This is a genomic window from Streptomyces luomodiensis (assembly GCF_031679605.1).
GTDB classification, from domain to species: Bacteria; Actinomycetota; Actinomycetes; order Streptomycetales; family Streptomycetaceae; genus Streptomyces; species Streptomyces luomodiensis.
Genome location: NZ_CP117522.1, coordinates 9,044,646 through 9,060,414 on the forward strand (window position 1 = coordinate 9,044,646; position 15,769 = coordinate 9,060,414).

Annotated in this window: 11 protein-coding genes and 1 pseudogene; 9 read left to right on the plus strand and 3 right to left on the minus strand. The window is 72.9% G+C overall.

The window, feature by feature from the left end:
• Position 1 precedes the first annotated feature (1 nt).
• Together PS467_RS38095 and PS467_RS38100 are read right to left on the minus strand one after the other, a co-directional pair.
• The gene (locus tag PS467_RS38095; protein ID WP_311039088.1) at positions 2-964 is read right to left on the minus strand and encodes a cyclase family protein; all 963 of its coding nucleotides are present in this window, start codon (positions 962-964) and stop codon (positions 2-4) included.
• Positions 961-1,963 (minus strand): annotated as a pseudogene (locus tag PS467_RS38100) (fumarylacetoacetate hydrolase family protein). Before PS467_RS38100 ends, PS467_RS38095 begins: the two are co-directional and overlap by 4 nt.
• 142 nt (positions 1,964-2,105) lie before the next feature.
• Between PS467_RS38100 and PS467_RS38105 the strand changes: the two are divergent.
• A complete protein-coding gene (locus PS467_RS38105) occupies positions 2,106-3,023 on the plus strand; it encodes a LysR family transcriptional regulator (protein ID WP_311039089.1) in 918 nt (305 codons plus the stop codon).
• Positions 3,024-3,310: 287 nt separating this feature from the next.
• Complete coding sequence (locus tag PS467_RS38110; protein ID WP_432280784.1) at positions 3,311-7,480, plus strand: bifunctional nitrate reductase/sulfite reductase flavoprotein subunit alpha; 4,170 nt, start codon at positions 3,311-3,313, stop codon at positions 7,478-7,480.
• 62 nt (positions 7,481-7,542) lie between these two features.
• On the opposite strand, the gene PS467_RS38115 is transcribed toward PS467_RS38110, so the two are convergent.
• Complete coding sequence (locus tag PS467_RS38115) at positions 7,543-7,869, minus strand: hypothetical protein (protein WP_311039091.1); 327 nt, start codon at positions 7,867-7,869, stop codon at positions 7,543-7,545.
• A 279-nt stretch (positions 7,870-8,148) separates the two neighbouring features.
• On the opposite strand from PS467_RS38115, the gene PS467_RS38120 reads away from it, so the two are divergent.
• The 7 genes from PS467_RS38120 to hypF all read left to right on the plus strand — a co-directional run bounded on the left by PS467_RS38120 (position 8,149) and on the right by hypF (position 15,764).
• On the plus strand, positions 8,149-9,306 hold the full coding sequence (locus PS467_RS38120) for a 4Fe-4S dicluster domain-containing protein (RefSeq protein WP_432280689.1): 1,158 nt from the start codon (positions 8,149-8,151) through the stop codon (positions 9,304-9,306).
• The gene (locus tag PS467_RS38125; protein ID WP_311039093.1) at positions 9,303-9,758 is read left to right on the plus strand and encodes a cyclic nucleotide-binding domain-containing protein; all 456 of its coding nucleotides are present in this window, start codon (positions 9,303-9,305) and stop codon (positions 9,756-9,758) included. Before PS467_RS38120 ends, PS467_RS38125 begins: the two co-directional genes overlap by 4 nt.
• Positions 9,755-10,567, plus strand: a complete 813-nt coding sequence (locus tag PS467_RS38130; RefSeq protein WP_311039094.1) for an FAD/NAD(P)-binding protein — start codon at positions 9,755-9,757, stop codon at positions 10,565-10,567. Before PS467_RS38125 ends, PS467_RS38130 begins: the two co-directional genes overlap by 4 nt.
• Before the next feature lies 1 nt (position 10,568).
• Positions 10,569-11,411, plus strand: a complete 843-nt coding sequence (locus tag PS467_RS38135; protein WP_311039095.1) for an NADH-quinone oxidoreductase subunit B family protein — start codon at positions 10,569-10,571, stop codon at positions 11,409-11,411.
• Positions 11,408-12,763, plus strand: coding sequence for a Ni/Fe hydrogenase subunit alpha (locus PS467_RS38140; RefSeq protein ID WP_311039096.1), 1,356 nt, complete (start codon positions 11,408-11,410; stop codon positions 12,761-12,763). Before PS467_RS38135 ends, PS467_RS38140 begins: the two co-directional genes overlap by 4 nt.
• Complete coding sequence (locus PS467_RS38145) at positions 12,760-13,272, plus strand: hydrogenase maturation protease (RefSeq protein WP_311039097.1); 513 nt, start codon at positions 12,760-12,762, stop codon at positions 13,270-13,272. Before PS467_RS38140 ends, PS467_RS38145 begins: the two co-directional genes overlap by 4 nt.
• A 179-nt stretch (positions 13,273-13,451) precedes the next feature.
• Positions 13,452-15,764 (plus strand): carbamoyltransferase HypF, encoded by a 2,313-nt coding sequence (hypF, locus tag PS467_RS38150; RefSeq protein WP_311039098.1) that lies wholly within the window; start codon positions 13,452-13,454, stop codon positions 15,762-15,764.
• Positions 15,765-15,769: the final 5 nt, after the last annotated feature.

Genomic DNA, 15,769 nt, shown 5'->3' on the forward strand with positions numbered 1-15,769 from the left:
ATCACTTGACGGCGATCGGACTGACCGGCGAGCCGACGGCGCCGGTGATGGGCAGGGGAGCGGCGGTGAGCCAGAACTCGAACACACCGTCGTGCGCGCAGTCCTCGGCCAGGGCCTCCAGGTCCCACATCTCCCCGATGAGCAGCCCGATGTGGGGAATGGCCACCTGGTGCAGCGGCTGGAAGGCGTGCTCGAACTCATTGGGCCGGACCTCGAAACCCCAGGTGTCGGTGGCGAGCGCGGCGATCTCGGTGCGGTGCAGCCAGCCGGCGGTGGTGAACGACAGGCCGGGCGCGGGGCCGCCCGCGTAGTCGCCCCAGCCGTCGCGGCGGGCGCGGGCGAGCTGCCCGGTGCGTACGAGGACGAGGTCGCCGCGCCCGACGGCCACCCGGTGGCGGTCGGCGGTGGCCATGAGGTGCTCCTCGGCGATCGGGAAACCGTCGGGCAGCTCCCCGTCCTCGCCGACCACCCGGCCCACGTCCAGCAGCACACCACGCCCGGCGACGTACGGGGCCATGTGCTCGATGCCGGTGACGAGGTCGCCGTCGGCGGTGACGACCTTTTCGGCCGCGCGTCCGTTCCACGCCTTGCCGTGGTCGAAGATGTGCCCGAGCCCGTCCCACTGCGTGGAACACTGCAACGGCATGGCGATCACATCGTCGGCACCGCCGATGCCGTGCGGAAAGCCCTGGTTGCCGAGGGCCGCGTCGGTCCCGGTGTCGAGCATGGTGTGCACCGGGTTGGTCCGGCGCCGCCAGCCCTTCTGCGGGCCGTCCATGTCGAAGCGCTGGGAGAGGGAGAAGCTGACCCCCCTCCGTACCAGGGCCGCGCCCTGGCGCCGTTTGGCCTCGTCGAGGAAGTTGAGGGTGCCGAGGACATCGTCGTCGCCCCAACGGCCCCAGTTGGAACACACCTCGGCGGCCTCGGCGATCGCGCCCTCGGGATGGTCGCGGTCCAGGGTCACGACGCGCCCTCCGCGACACAGCGGGTGCGCTGGACGCCGAGCCCGGTGACCGATCCCTCCATCACATCACCGTCGCGCAGCAGCCGGCCCCAGTGCATGCCGTTGCCGGCGGGCGATCCGGTGAGCACCAGATCGCCGGGGAGCAGGCGGGCGGTCTGCGAGGCGTAGGACACCATGCGGGCCACGTCGAAGATCATGTCCTTGGTGGACTCGTCCTGCATGGTCTGGCCGTTCAGCTTCAGCGTGACCCGCAGATCGCCGGGGGCCGCCACCGACTCGGCGGGCACGATCCACGGGCCGAGCGGTGTGAAACCGGGCGCGTTCTTGCTGCGCAGCCAGTCGGTGCCGATCTGCGGCAGGTCCCGGCGGAAGACGGTGGCACGGTCGGTGAGGTCGTTGGCGATCGTGTACCCGGCCACGTACGCCGGCGCCGCCTCGACCGGCACCCGGTGCGCGGCCCTGCCGATGACGACCGCCAGCTCCAGCTCCCAGTCCGGCTTCTCGGCCCACGCCGGCAGGACCACGTCGTCGTACGGCCCGGTGAGGGCGGTCGGCAGGCCGATGAACACATACGGCAGGTCCTCGGCCGCCCGCCGGTCCATGATCGCGGCGGCCTCCGCGCGGCGCTCTTCCTCGGGCCGGTCGTCGCCGGGGGCGCGGTGGGCCACATGCAGGTCGATCACGTGTTGCCGGTAGTTGGCCCCCGACTGGAACACCTGGCGCGGCTCGACCGGCGCATGCACCCGGAGGCCGCCCAGCGGCCGGCGCGCCGCGCTGCCGTCGGCGGCCAGCTCGCGCAGCCGGGGCAGGGCCGTCTCCCATCGCTCCAGCAGCCCCCGTACCGTCAGACCGCTGTCGTGGAAAGCATCCTGAAGGTCGATCACCTCTTCGTCGGGGGGTGACGAGGGCGGGGAAGGCGGGCCCGTCCGGGGCCGAGAGGGTGGCGAGGGCGAAGGGTCCGGCGAAGAGAGCGGACGCGGGTTCAGGTTTCACGGACATGTCCTCCTGATTGCGGTGTGACTAATCTGGACCCGCCACCCGTGATCAGGGAAATAGATTCTGTGGATGACCGCCATCCACCGCGTTTATTCCATCGCGTTTATTCCTCTGGGTCGCGGCACCCTACCGCAACGGGAGTCCCGTGAACCTGGCCCGCCTCGATCTCAATCTCGTCGTCGCGCTGCGCGCGCTGCTCGAGGAACGCAACGTCACCCGCGCCGGACAGCGCGTCGGCCTCAGCCAGCCCGCCATGAGCGCGGCCCTGGCCCGGCTGCGCCGCCACTTCGGTGACGACCTGCTCGCCCGGGTCGGCGGCCACTACGAACTGACCGCACTCGGACAGGTTCTCCTGGACCGCACATCCACCGCCTACGACGTCCTGGAACGCCTCTTCACCAGCCAGGCCGCGTTCGACCCGGCCAAGGAGAGCCGCGAGTTCGCGCTGATGGCGTCCGACTACGCCATCGCCGTCTTCGGCACCGAACTCGCCCGTGTCGTCCACGAGGAGGCGCCCGGCATCCGGCTCCGCTTCACCCAGACCCCGCCCAGCGTGGTCGACGACACCACCACGCTGCTGAGCGCCACCGACGGTCTGCTCATGCCGCACGGCGTCATCAGCGGCTTCCCCGTCACCGACCTCTACGAGGACCGCTGGGTCTTCCTCGTCGCGGACGACCACCCCAGCGTCGACGGCCGGATCACCCGGCAGGACCTGGCCCGGCTGCCCTGGGTGACCTATCAGCGGACCTACGACGCACCCGCCGTGCGCCAACTCGGCATGCTCGGCATCGAGCCGCGCGTGGAGGTCTCCGTCGACAGCTTCCAGCTGCTCCCCCTGCTGGTCGCGGGCACCCGCCGGATCGCCCTGGTGCAGGCGCGCATCGCCGCACTGATGGCGCCGGTGGCCGCCGTGCGCGCACTGGAGCCGCCGTACGAGGCGGTGCCGCTGCGCGAGGGCCTGTGGTGGCACCCGGTCCACACACACGACGCGGCACACATCTGGCTGCGCGAGACGGCCGCGCGGGTCGGCAGACGACTGGCGGACGCGCCCGGCCCGTGAGGCGACACCCCGCCACCCCACCGCGTGACGCACTTCCCCGCCGCTCCGGCGCCTGTGAGTCGCTCCGGCGCCTGTGCTCACAGGCACCCGCCAGGCCCTGTGCGGTGCGCGTAACCCCTGGTGATCGGCCGGGGAGACACCCGCGTAATGAGCGGTCCGTACGGTCACCAAGGGTGGGACCAGGCCGAGCACAGGAAAAGGAGGCGCCCGTGGTCGCGCCGGGCTCTCGGAGCGAGGACACGACGAAGGTCCGGACGGTCTGCTCGTACTGCGGAGTGGGCTGCGGGATGGTCCTCGACGTCGGCACGGGACCGGACGGGCGCCGGACCGTCCTGAAGGCGTCCGGGGACAAGGAGCACCCCGCGAACTTCGGCCGGCTGTGCACCAAGGGCGCCACCACCGCCGATATGCTCGCCGCCCCCGGGCGGCTGACCACGGCGCTCCGGCGTCCACGGCGCGGGCAGGAGCCGGTGCCGGTGTCCAGGGACGAGGCGATCGCCGAGACGGCGCGCCGGCTGCGGGCGATCGTCGACGAGCACGGGCCGGACGCGGTCGCGCTCTATGTGTCCGGCCAGCTGAGCCTGGAGGCGCAGTACCTGGCGAACAAGCTGGCCAAGGGCTTCCTCCGGACCAACCAGATCGAGTCCAACTCCCGGCTGTGCATGGCCGGCGCCGGCACCGGCTACAAGCTGTCGCTGGGCGCGGACGGGCCGCCCGGCTCGTACCAGGACTTCGAGGCGGCCGATGTCTTCTTCGTCATCGGCTCCAACATGGCCGACTGCCACCCCATCCTCTTCCTGCGGATGATGGACCGGGTGAGGTCCGCGGGCGCCAAGCTGATCGTCGTCGATCCGCGCCGCACCGCCACCGCCGCCAAGGCGGATCTGTTCCTCCAGATCAAGCCGGGTACGGACCTCGCGCTGCTCAACGGGCTGCTGCACCTGCTGCACGCACACGGCCACACCGACGCCGAGTTCATCGCCGAGCACACCGAGGGCTGGGAGGCGATGCCGGAGTTCCTCGCCGACTACCCGCCCGCCACCGTCGCCGAGATCACCGGCATCCCGGAGGACGACCTCCGCGAGGCCGCCCGGCTGATCGGCGAGGCGGGGGAGTGGATGAGCTGCTGGACGATGGGGCTGAACCAGTCCACACACGGCACCTGGAACACCAACGCCCTGGTCAACCTGCACCTCGCCACCGGCGCGATCTGCCGCCCCGGCAGCGGGCCCTTCTCCCTCACCGGACAGCCCAACGCCATGGGGGGCCGGGAGATGGGCTACATGGGGCCGGGACTGCCCGGACAGCGGTCCGTGCTCGTCGACGCCGACCGGGCCTTCGTCGAGCAGCTGTGGGAGCTGGAGCCGGGCGCGCTGCGTGCCGAGGGCGTCGGCAAGGGCACGGTCGAGATGTTCCAGAAGATGGCCGCCGGGGACATCAAGGCGTGCTGGATCATCTGCACCAACCCGGTCGCCTCCGTCGCGAACCGCAAGACGGTCATCGAGGGCCTGGAGGCCGCCGAGTTCGTCGTCACACAGGACGTGTTCGCCGATACGGAGACGAACGCGTACGCCGATGTCGTGCTGCCCGGCGCGCTGTGGACCGAGACCGAGGGCGTCCTGATCAACAGCGAGCGCAACCTCACCCTCGCCCAGCCGGCCGCCGATCCGCCCGGCGAGGCGACGGCGGACTGGCGGATCATCGCCGCCGTGGCCCGCGCGATGGGCTACGGGCAGGGTTTCGGGTACGACAGCGCCGAGGAGGTCTTCGAAGAGATCAAGCGCGCCTGGAACCCGGTGACCGGCTGGGACCTGCGCGGGGTGAGCTACGAGCGGCTGCGTACCACTCCGGTGCAGTGGCCGGCGGCGAGCGCCGAGGGGCCCGACCGCAATCCGATCCGGTACCTCACCGAGAACGGGTCGCCGGCCTTCCCGACCGCCGGCGGCCGCGCCGTCTTCTACGCCCGCCCGCACATCCCGGCGGCGGAGATGCCCGATGACGACTACCCGTACGTGCTCAACACCGGCCGCCTCCAGCACCAGTGGCACACCCTGACCAAGACGGGCAAGGTGCCCAAGCTGAACAAGCTCGACCCCCGTCCCTTCGTGGAGGTGCACCCGCGGGACGCGGCCGAGCTGGGCCTCGCCGAGGGGGACTCGGTGGAGATCGCCTCGCGGCGCGGGCGGGCCGTGCTGCCCGCGGTCGTCACCGACCGGGTGCGGCCGGGCTGCTGTTTCGCACCGTTCCACTGGAACGACCTGTTCGGGGAGTATCTGAGCATCAACGCGGTGACCAGCGACGCCGTCGATCCGCTGTCGTTCCAGCCCGAGTTCAAGGTGTGCGCGGTGGCGCTGACCAAGGTGGCCACCCCGGTGACGGTGCGGGCCCCGGCCCTGGTGAGCGCGCGGCCCACGGACTCGGCGCCCGCCGAGGGCCCGGCGGCCCTCCCGCAGCCCGCCGCCGCGGCCCCCACCCCGCTCGGGCTGGAGCCTGCCCCGTTCGGCCTGGAAGCCGCCCCGTTCGGCCTGGAGCCCGCCTCGTTCGGTCTGGAACCCACCCCGCCGCCGGTTCTGGCCGAATCCGAACGCCGGTACCTGACCGGCTTCCTCGCCGGCATCCCGTCCGGCGCCCCGGGCGTGCCGGTGCTGCCGCCGGACGCCCCGTTCAGCCCGGAGCACGCCCAGTGGGTGAACGGCGTGCTGGCCGGGATGTACTCCAGGGCCGAGGCGACGCCCGCCACCGCACACCGCGCCGGCGGCTCCCCGGGGGCATCCGCCCCGGCCGCGGACGCTCCGCGCCGCCAGGTCGTGATCCTCTGGGCGTCGCAGACCGGGAACGCCGAGGAGTTCGCGACCGCCACGGCCGAGCGGCTCACCGCGGACGGCCACGCCGCCTCCCGCGTGTCCATGGCGGAGGCCGACCCCGCCGCCCTGCCGTCCGGCGCCGACCTGCTGCTGATCACCAGCACCTTCGGCGACGGCGACGCCCCGGACAATGGGGCCGGCTTCTGGGACGCCCTCGCCTCGTCCGACGCCCCCCGTCTGAAGGACCGGCGCTACTCCGTCCTGGCCTTCGGCGACTCCTCCTACGACGACTTCTGCGGCCACGGCCGCCGCCTCGACCGGCGCATGGCGGAACTGGGCGCCGTGCGGCTGGCCCCGCGCACCGACTGCGAACCGGATTACGAGACCGAGGCCGGGGCCTGGCTGGACCAGGTCCTCACCGCGCTGAGGAGCGCGGGACACACCGCCCTCGCCCCGGCCCCCGCGACCGACCTGGCCCCCGAAGCCGCAACGGCCCCGGCCCCCGCAACCGCCCCGGCTCCCCGGCCGGGCCGTCCCGCCCCTGCCACCGCCCGTCTGACCGGCAACCGCCGCTTGAGCCGGCCGGGCGCGGGCAAGGAGGTCCGCCGCTTCACCTTCGACGTCCGCGACAGCGAGACACCGCTGGTCTACGAGGCCGGTGACGCCCTGGCGGTGCACCCGCTCAACTGGCCGGAGCTCGTGACGGAGTGGCTGGCCGTCACCGGCCTCGACGCGGACGCGACCGTACGGATCAAGAACGTCGGAGAGGTGTCCTTCGCCGAGGGCCTGCTGCGCCACCTGGACATCACCCGCATCACCCCCGGCCTGCTGCGGTTCGTCGCCGACCGCGCCCGCGACCCCCGCGAGCTGCGGAAGCTCCTGCGTCCGGACAACAAGGGCGAGCTGGCGCAGTGGTCCTGGGGACGCCAGGCCGTGGACGTGGCGGCCGAGTTCGGCGTCCGGGCCGGGGCGCAGGAGTGGGCCGATGTGCTGGGGCGCCTGACGCCCCGCCTGTACTCGATATCGTCCAGCCCACGGACCGACCCCCACCTGGTGTCGCTGACGGTCTCCGTCGTCCGCTACGAGAACCTCGGCGGCCGCCCGCGCCAGGGCGTGTGCTCCCCGTTCCTCGCCGACGCCGAGCCGGGGAGCCCGGTGCCGGTCCGCGTCCAGCGCGCGCCCCACTTCCGCCCGCCCGCCGACCCCGCCACGCCCATGGTGATGGTCGGGCCCGGCACCGGTATCGCGCCCTTCATCGGCTTCCTGGAGGAACGCCGGGCCCGCGGCCACCGCGCCCCGAACTGGCTGTTCTTCGGCGAGCAGCACCGCGCGACCGATTTCTACTACGAGGAGGAGCTGACCGAGTTCCTCGCCGAGGGCGTCCTCACCCGCCTGGACACCGCCTTCTCCCGCGACCAGCGCACCAAGATCTACGTCCAGGACCGCATGCGCGAGCACGGCCCCCTGCTGTGGTCCTGGCTCCGGGACGGCGCCCACTTCTACGTCTGCGGCGACGCCTCCCGTATGGCCAGGGACGTCGACCAGGCCCTGCGGGACATCGCCACCGTCCACGGTGGCCTGGACGAGGCCGAGGCGGCGGCGTACGTCAAGCAGCTCGCCGCCGACAAACGCTATCTGCGCGACGTCTACTGACCACGAGGGCCGCCCGCTACGTGCCGTGCGCCTGACCGGCCCCCGCCCGGCGCCGTCCGCCCCTACCGTGACGTCAGGCCGCGCTCCTCGAGTTCGTCCGCGCACTCCTTCGGCACCACTATCGCGGTCACGTGCAATCTGTCCTGGTGCCGAGGGGGCGCGGACGGGCTGAACGCTTCCTGCCGCTCGCGCTCGGCCTCGGCACGGGCTTGTTCGATGCGGTCGGCGATCTCCTGGCAGCCGGCGGTGCGGGTGCCCGCCGGCGTCGGCTCCTCGGCGGCGGACCCCGGGTGGTCCGGGTACGCCTCTGCGTCGAGGGCGGCGGTGGCGGCGACACCGGCCAGGCACAGCCCCGCCCAGGCGACGATGACCACACGGCGGGCGCTCAAGAGTCGGCCAGGTCGAGTGCGGCGCGCACCAGTCGCTCCCGCGCGTTCGGTTCCCATCGAGCCATGGGGACAGGGTAGATGAGGTGACTTCGTACCGTCACTCGGGCGAGGTGCGGTCACCTGATCGCGGCGATGGCCGTGAGGTGTGGATACACCCGCAGAGCGGTGCGGGCCCGCGCATTCGGCCGATCACCGCCGTGTCGGAGCCGGAATTCCCGTGCTCATCGCGGCACGTGTGCGCACATTGGCCCTGTTGCCCGGCGAGGACTGAGGTGAACTGTGGCGAGTGTGTCGACGCTTCCTCCGGCCGAGGGGGCCGTGATCGACAAGGACGGGCTGGCCGTTCTGGTCGACCTTCTGCGGGCGCGCGGTCACACGGTGGTCGGCCCCACGGTCCGGGACGGTGCCATCGTCCTGGAGGAGCTCGAATCCGCGGCTCAGCTGCCGTACGGCTGGGGGGTGGAGCTCGAAGCGGGACAGTACCGGCTGCGGCCGCGTGACGATGGCGCGGCCTTCGCCAACGCGGCCGGTCCGCAGTCGTGGAAGACGTTCCTGCACCCGGCCCGGGTACGCCAGTGGAAGGCCGAACGCACCGGCGGAGAGCTGGTCATCGAGGCGGACGACACCGCGCCCCCGCGCTATGCGTTCCTCGGTGTCCGCTCCTGCGACCTGCGGGCCATCGGCGTCCAGGACCGGGTGCTCACCGCCGGGCCACACTCCGATCCGATCTACCGGGGCAGGAGGACCGGGGCGCTGGTGGTGGCGGTGGAGTGCACCGAACCCGGCGGAACCTGCTTCTGCGTCTCGATGGGCACCGGACCGGCGGCCGGACCCGGGTACGACCTGGTGCTGACCGAGTTGGCCGACGACGACGGCCACCGGTTCTGGATCCGTGCCGGCACCCCGGTGGGCGCCGAGATCCTGGCCGAACTGCCCGGCCGGCCGGCCCCCGAGGCCACCCGGACAGCCGCCGTGAACGCCGTCGCCTCCGCCGCCGGCCGGATGGGCCGCACGATGCCGGAGACCGACCTGCGGCGGCTGATGGCGGAAACGCTGGAGGCGCCCCGCTGGGACGACGTCGCCTCCCGGTGCCTGACCTGCGGCAACTGCACCATGGTGTGCCCCACCTGCTTCTGCACCACCACCGAGGACGTCACCGACCTGACCGGGGACCACGCCGAACGCTGGCGGGTCTGGGACGTCTGCTTCGACCTGGATTTCTCGTATCTGCCGGGCGGACCCGTACGCGCCTCGCCGCGCAGCCGCTACCGGCAGTGGCTCACCCACAAACTGGGCACCTGGTACGACCAGTTCGGGTCGTCGGGGTGCGTGGGCTGCGGTCGGTGCATCGTCTGGTGCCCGGTCGCCATCGACATCACCGAGGAGGCCGCGGCCCTGCACGACTGGACCCGGCGTACCGAGGACGAGCCCCGATGACCGGGTGGCCACTGCTGCTGGACACACTCCCGGCCGTCCAGCGCGACCGGCTGTTCACGCTCGCCGACGAGCGGGACTTCCCCGCGGACAGCACCCTCTTCGACGAAGGAGGCGTCGCCGACCGCTTTTGGCTGATCCGCTCCGGCGAGGTCGCCCTGGACGTGTACGTCCCCGGCCGTCCGCCCCAGGTGGTGGAGACCCTCGGGCCGCGGCAGCAGGTCGGATGGTCCTGGATCTTCCCGCCGTACCGCTGGCACCTGGGCGCCCGAGCGCTGGGCCCCGTGCGGACCTGGGAGTTCCCCGCGGCCGAGGTGCGCGAGCTGTGCATGGCCGACACGGACCTCGGATACGAGCTGATGCTGCGCTGCGCCGCGCTGATCGCCGAACGGCTCCAGGCCACCCGGCTGCGGCTGCTCGACCTGTACACACCGCGCGGAAGCGTGCCGTCGTGACCACCGTGCCCCTGCCGTACCGGGTGACCGCCGTCGCGGCGGAGAACGCCGACTGCACATCGCTCGAGGTGATGCCGGTGGGACGGGCGCTGCCCGCGTTCACGCCCGGCCGGTTCGCCATGATGTACGCCTTCGGCGTCGGCGAGGTGCCGATCTCGGTCAGCGCGATCCGCGACGGCCATCGTCTGGTGCACACCGTGCGCGCGGTCGGCGCGGTCACCGGCGCGCTGTGCCGGCTCGGGGCGGGGGACGCGGTGGGGTTGCGCGGCCCCTACGGCATCGGCTGGGACCTCGACGGGGCGACCGGGTCCGACGTCCTGGTGGTCGCCGGCGGCATCGGGCTCGCACCACTGCGTCCGGCGGTGCGCCATGTGCTCGCCCATCCCGGGCACTACGGCCGTCTGCACGTACTGATCGGCGCCCGCACTCCCGAGGACCTTCTCTACCGGGCGGAACTGGACCACTGGCGGCGCGCGTCCGCACAGGTGGAGGTGGCCGTGGACCGGCCCGGCCCCGGCTGGCGCGGCGGCGTGGGCGTGGTCACGAGCCTGCTGGACCGGGTCGACGTGCGCCCGGACCGGACCACCGCGCTGGTCTGCGGACCCGAGGTGATGATCCGGCACACCGGCCGGGCGCTGCTCGCCCGTGGCCTGCCCGCGCACCGCGTCCAGGTGTCGCTGGAGCGGAACATGCGCTGCGGTACCGGCCACTGCGGCCACTGCCAGCTCGGCCCGCTGCTGCTGTGCCGGGACGGTCCGGTGGTCGGCTATGACCGCACCCGGTCCCTGCTCGCCATCAGGGAGCTGTGACATGGAACCCGATCCCCGCCCCTCGCTCGCCGTGTGGAAGTTCGCCTCGTGCGACGGCTGTCAGCTGACCCTGCTCGATTGCGAGGACGAACTGCTCCCGCTCACCGGCCGGGTGCGCATCGCGCACTTCCTGGAGATGTCCAGCGCGGAGGACGCACAGGAACCGGCCACCCTCGCGGGAACCGGACCGTACGACCTCTCCCTGGTGGACGGGTCCATCACCACCGACGAGGACGTCCGGCGCATTCGTCACATCCGGCGGATCTCCCGCCGCCTGGTCACCATCGGGGCCTGCGCCACCGCGGGCGGCATCCAGGCGCTGCGCAACTTCGCGGACGTCGACGCATTCCGGGCCGCGGTCTACGCGAACCCGGAGTACATCGCCACCCTGGACACCTCCACCCCCATCTCGGCGCATGTACCGGTCGACTTCGAGTTGCGCGGCTGCCCGATCGACCGCGGCCAGCTACTGGAAGTGATCACGGCCTTCCTGGCCGGGCGGAAGCCGAACATCTCCAGCCACAGCGTCTGCTTCCAGTGCAAGCGGCGCGGCACGACCTGTATCACCGTCGCCCAGGGCATCCCCTGCCTGGGACCGGTCACCCACGCCGGTTGCGGCGCCCTCTGCCCCGCCTACGGACGCGGCTGCTACGGCTGTTTCGGGCCCATGGCCAACCCCAACCTGGAGGCCATGGTGCGCGAACTGCGGCACGACGGCATGACCGAGCGGGACATCGTGCGCGTCTTCCGCACCTTCAACGCGGCCTCGCCCGAATACGGCCCCGTACCCGAGCTGGCGGCCCAATCGGCCCCCGTACCCCCGGCGGAGGAAGAGCCCCGATGAGCCACCGCGGATCCCGTGTCCTGCGCCTGGACGCACTCGCCAGGGTGGAGGGCGAGGCCGCCCTCCACCTGGCCGTGCGCGACGGGACGGTCACCGAGGCACGGCTGCACATCTATGAGCCGCCGCGCTTCTTCGAGGCGTTCCTCGTCGGCCGCGGCCATGGCGAGCCACCGGACATCACCTCACGGATCTGCGGAATCTGCCCGGTGGCCTACCAGATGACCGCGTGCCAGGCCATTGAGCGGACCTGCGGGGTGACGGTCGACGGACCCCTCGCGGAACTGCGGCGGCTGCTCTACTGCGGCGAATGGATCGAGAGCCAGTCCCTGCACATCCACCTGCTGCACGCCCCCGACTTCCTCGGCCACCCCAGCGCGGTCGAACTCGCCCGCGAGAACCGCGCGGTCGTGGAACGCGGCCTGCGGATCAAACAAACGGGCAACGCCATCATGGAGCGGCTCGGCGGCCGCGCCATCCACCCGATCAACGTCCGTGTCGGAGGCTTCTACCACGTACCCGCCCCGGCCGAACTCCGCCCGCTGGCCGAGCGGCTGCGCCGGGCCCATGACGACGCCCTGGAGACGGTGCGCTGGGTGGCCGGCTTCGACTTCCCCGACGCCACCTTCGACGGCCCGTTCCTCGCGATGCGGGACCCCGGCCGGTACGCCATCGACTCCGGAACCCCGGCCGTCATGGCCGCGCGGGCGGACGCGAACGGTGCCACCACCGTGGCAGCGCTCCCGGTGGAGGAGTTCGAGCACCACGTGGTGGAACGGCAGGTCCCCCACTCGACCGCCCTGGTGTCCGCACTGGACGGCCGGCCCCACCTGACCGGCTCACTGGCCCGGTACGCGGTCAGCGGGCAGTGGCTCCACCCCTCGGCCCGCGACGCCGCGCGGGAGGCGGGGCTCGGCGACCCGGCCACCGGTGCCGTGTGCCGCAATCCGTTCCGCAGCATCATCGTCCGCGCCGTCGAGGTGACCCACGCGGTGGCCGAGGCACTGCGGATCATCGACGCCTACGAACCGCCCCCGCGGCCCCGCGTCGAGGTGCCACCGCGCCGTGCGACCGGCTGCGCGGCCACCGAGGCGCCGCGCGGGCTGCTCTACCACCGCTACGCCATGGACGCGGACGGCACCCTCACCTTCGCCCGTATCGTCCCGCCCACCGCGCAGAACCAGACCGCCATCGCGGACGATCTCCGCCGCCAGGTGCAGGCTCGTCTGGACGGGCCGGGTGAGCCGCCCGACGACGCGGAGCTGACCGCGCTGTGCGAGCGGGCCGTCCGCAACCACGACCCGTGCATCTCCTGCTCCGCGCACTTCCTGGACCTGACGGTGGAGCGCGGATGACGGGCCGCGTGGTGGTCATCGGCGTGGGCAATCCGTTCCGCCGGGACGACGGAGCCGGCCCGGCCGTCGTCGAGGCGCTGCGCGCCCGGGTACCCGAGGGCACGGTGCTGACCGACAGCGACGGCGAGCCCGGCAGAATGCTCGGCCTCTGGCACCGTCAGGACGCCGTCGTGGTGGTCGAAGTGGTGCACGCGCACCCCGGGCAGCCGGGGCGGCTGCACACCCTGACGGCCGAGCGGGCCGCGCGCTGCGCCGCACGCTCCGCCAGTACCCACGCGCTCGGGCTCGGCGAGACGTTCGCCCTGGCCGCGGCGCTCGACCGGATGCCCCGGGAACTCACGGTGCACGCCGTCGAAGGAACCGATTTCCGCCTCGGACACGGGCTCAGCCCGCCGGTGGCCGACGCGCTCCCCGCCTTGATCCGCCACGTGGCCAGGGCCATCGACCACGCGCACGACCGGCTCAGAGGTATCGGCGGCGAACCGATGGCCCATGAGGCATCCGCGTAACGGCGATCCCGGCGGCGCCGCGCCCGGCTTGCGCCGTTCGGGCCGTTGGAGGCCGCCGCCCTGGCGTGGTTTCCCCCGGTGGCCGACCCGATCCCTAGCATGACCGATGGCCAGGCCGGACGGATCCCCACGGCCCAGGCCGGCCCCTGGTGACCACACCTGACGGAAGCGCCGCACTCATGGATCAGCCAGCCGCCCGCCGGGGCGTGACCGCTGTCGGTCATCAGCGGCCGGTCCGCCGCCTGGTGGTGGTCGGTGGCGTGGTGCAGGGCGTCGGCTTCCGGCCCTTCGTGCACGCCCTGGCCACCGGGCTGGGCCTGTCCGGGCAGGTGGCCAACGGACCGGCCGGAGCCCGGATCGAGATCGAGGGCGGCCCCGACGCGGTGGCCGTCTTCTGCCACCGGCTGACGGCGGACGCGCCCCCGCTGGCGGAGATCGCCTCGGTGGCCACCGCCGAGCTGCCCTCCACCGGCGGCACCGGGTTCACCATCGCGCCCTCCACGACCGGCCCCGGTCGCACCCTGGTCCCGCCCGACGCCGCCACCTGCGACGCCTGCCTGGCGGAGCTGGCCGATCCGGCCGACCGCCGCCACCGGCACCCGTTCATCACCTGCACCGACTGCGGACCACGGTTCACCATCACCAGCGCCCTGCCGTACGACCGGGCGACGACCACCATGGCGGCGTTTCCGATGTGCCCGGACTGCGCGGCGGAATACACGAACCCCTCCGACCGGCGGTTCCACGCCCAGCCCGTCGCCTGCTGGGCCTGCGGGCCACGCCTGCGGCTCACCGGGGCCGTACGACGGGACGGCGGGGCCGCGGTGGCCGAGGCCCGGCGCCTGCTGGCCGCTGGAGCCATCCTGGCGGTCAAGGGCATCGGCGGCTACCACCTGGTGTGCGACGCCACCGCCTCGAAGACCGTGGCCGAGCTCAGGCGCCGTAAGGCCCGTGGCGACAAGCCCTTCGCCGTGATGACTCCCGATGCCCATACTGCCGCCCGGCTCGGCCACCTGGGACCGGGGGAGCGCCGCGTCCTCACGGGGCGGTCCCGCCCCATCGTGCTGCTGCGTCGCCGGGATCCGTCCCCGCTCGCACCGCGGGTCTGCCCGGGGAGTCCGGACATCGGGGTCATGCTGCCCTACACCCCGCTGCACCGGCTCCTGTTCGGCCTTCCGGGCGATCCGCCCGGCCCCGACGTCTTGGTGGTGACCAGCGGAAACGTCTCCGGTGAACCGTTGGTGACGGATGACCGGGAGGCGCGGTGCCGGCTGGACGGGCTGGCCGACGCCTGGCTCTGGCACGACCGGCCCATCGTGGTGGCCTGTGACGACTCGGTGGTCCGGGTCCGTGCGGACGGTTCGCCCCTGCCGATCCGCCGCTCGCGCGGTTTTGCCCCGGCGCGTATCCACCTCCCCGTGACCGTCCGCCCGGTCCTCGCGGTCGGCGGCGACCTGAAGAACACCCTGTGCCTGGCAGAGGGCGACTCCGCCTGGCTGTCCGCCCACATCGGGGACGTGGACGGCCTGTCCGCCCAGCACGCCTTCGCCCGTGCCGAGAGCCATCTGCGCGCGCTCACCCGCGTCGAGCCGGTCCGCCTCGCCGCCGACCGCCACCCCGGCTACCGGTCCGCGCGATGGGCCCGGTGTGACGGCCGGCCGCTCACCCTGGTCCAGCACCACCACGCCCATATCGCCTCCGCCATGGCCGAGCACGGACTGGACGAGCCGGTACTCGGCGTCGCCTTCGACGGCACCGGCTACGGTGACGACGGCGCCGTGTGGGGCGGCGAGATCCTGCTCGCCGACTACGCGGGCCACCGCCGCCTGGCACATCTGGCGTACGTACCCCTGCCGGGCGGTGACGCGGCGGTGCGCCATCCGTACCGGATGGCCCTGTCACATCTACGCGCGGCCGGTATCGCCTGGTCGCCCGATCTGCCGTGCACGGCCGCCTGCCCACCGGATGAACTCCGGCTGCTGGAGGCCCAGTTGGCACGGGGCGTCGCGTGTGTGCCGACGTCCAGCGTGGGGCGGTTGTTCGACGCCGTGTCCTCGCTGGTGGGCGTCTGCCACCGGGCGGGGTACGAGGCTCAGGCCGCCGTCGAGCTGGAAGCCGCGGCGGTGCGCGCCGGCGAGGTGCGGAACGGCTATGCCTTCGCGCTGGAGGATCCCGCACCGCTGCTGGGGGCGATCGTGGCCGATCTCCACGCGGGTACGGCGGTCCCGCTGATCGCCGCCCGCTTCCATCTGGCGGTCGCCGGTGCGGTGCGCAGGGCATGCCGTCAGGCGCGTCTGGCCACGGGAGTGCGGACGGTCGTCCTCACCGGCGGAGTGTTCGCCAACGCCCTCCTGGACGAGGTGTGCACGGCCGGCCTGGCCGAGGACGGGTTCACCGTCCTTGGGCACACCGTCGTCCCGCCCGGCGACGGCGGCCTGGCGCTCGGACAGGCGGTCGTCGCCGCCCGTGTCGCCGACGACCGAGGAACCTAGGAGGA

What these genes read in the sequence shown, in the direction of transcription:
- PS467_RS38140 (WP_311039096.1), top strand. Translation starts at nt 11,408, where the DNA reads ATGAGCCACCGCGGATCCCGTGTCCTGCGCCTGGACGCACTCGCCAGG.
- PS467_RS38145 (WP_311039097.1), top strand. Translation starts at nt 12,760, where the DNA reads ATGACGGGCCGCGTGGTGGTCATCGGCGTGGGCAATCCGTTCCGCCGG.
- PS467_RS38110 (WP_432280784.1), top strand. Translation starts at nt 3,311, where the DNA reads ATGGTCCTCGACGTCGGCACGGGACCGGACGGGCGCCGGACCGTCCTG.
- PS467_RS38135 (WP_311039095.1), top strand. Translation starts at nt 10,569, where the DNA reads ATGGAACCCGATCCCCGCCCCTCGCTCGCCGTGTGGAAGTTCGCCTCG.
- hypF (WP_311039098.1), top strand. Translation starts at nt 13,452, where the DNA reads ATGGATCAGCCAGCCGCCCGCCGGGGCGTGACCGCTGTCGGTCATCAG.
- PS467_RS38125 (WP_311039093.1), top strand. Translation starts at nt 9,303, where the DNA reads ATGACCGGGTGGCCACTGCTGCTGGACACACTCCCGGCCGTCCAGCGC.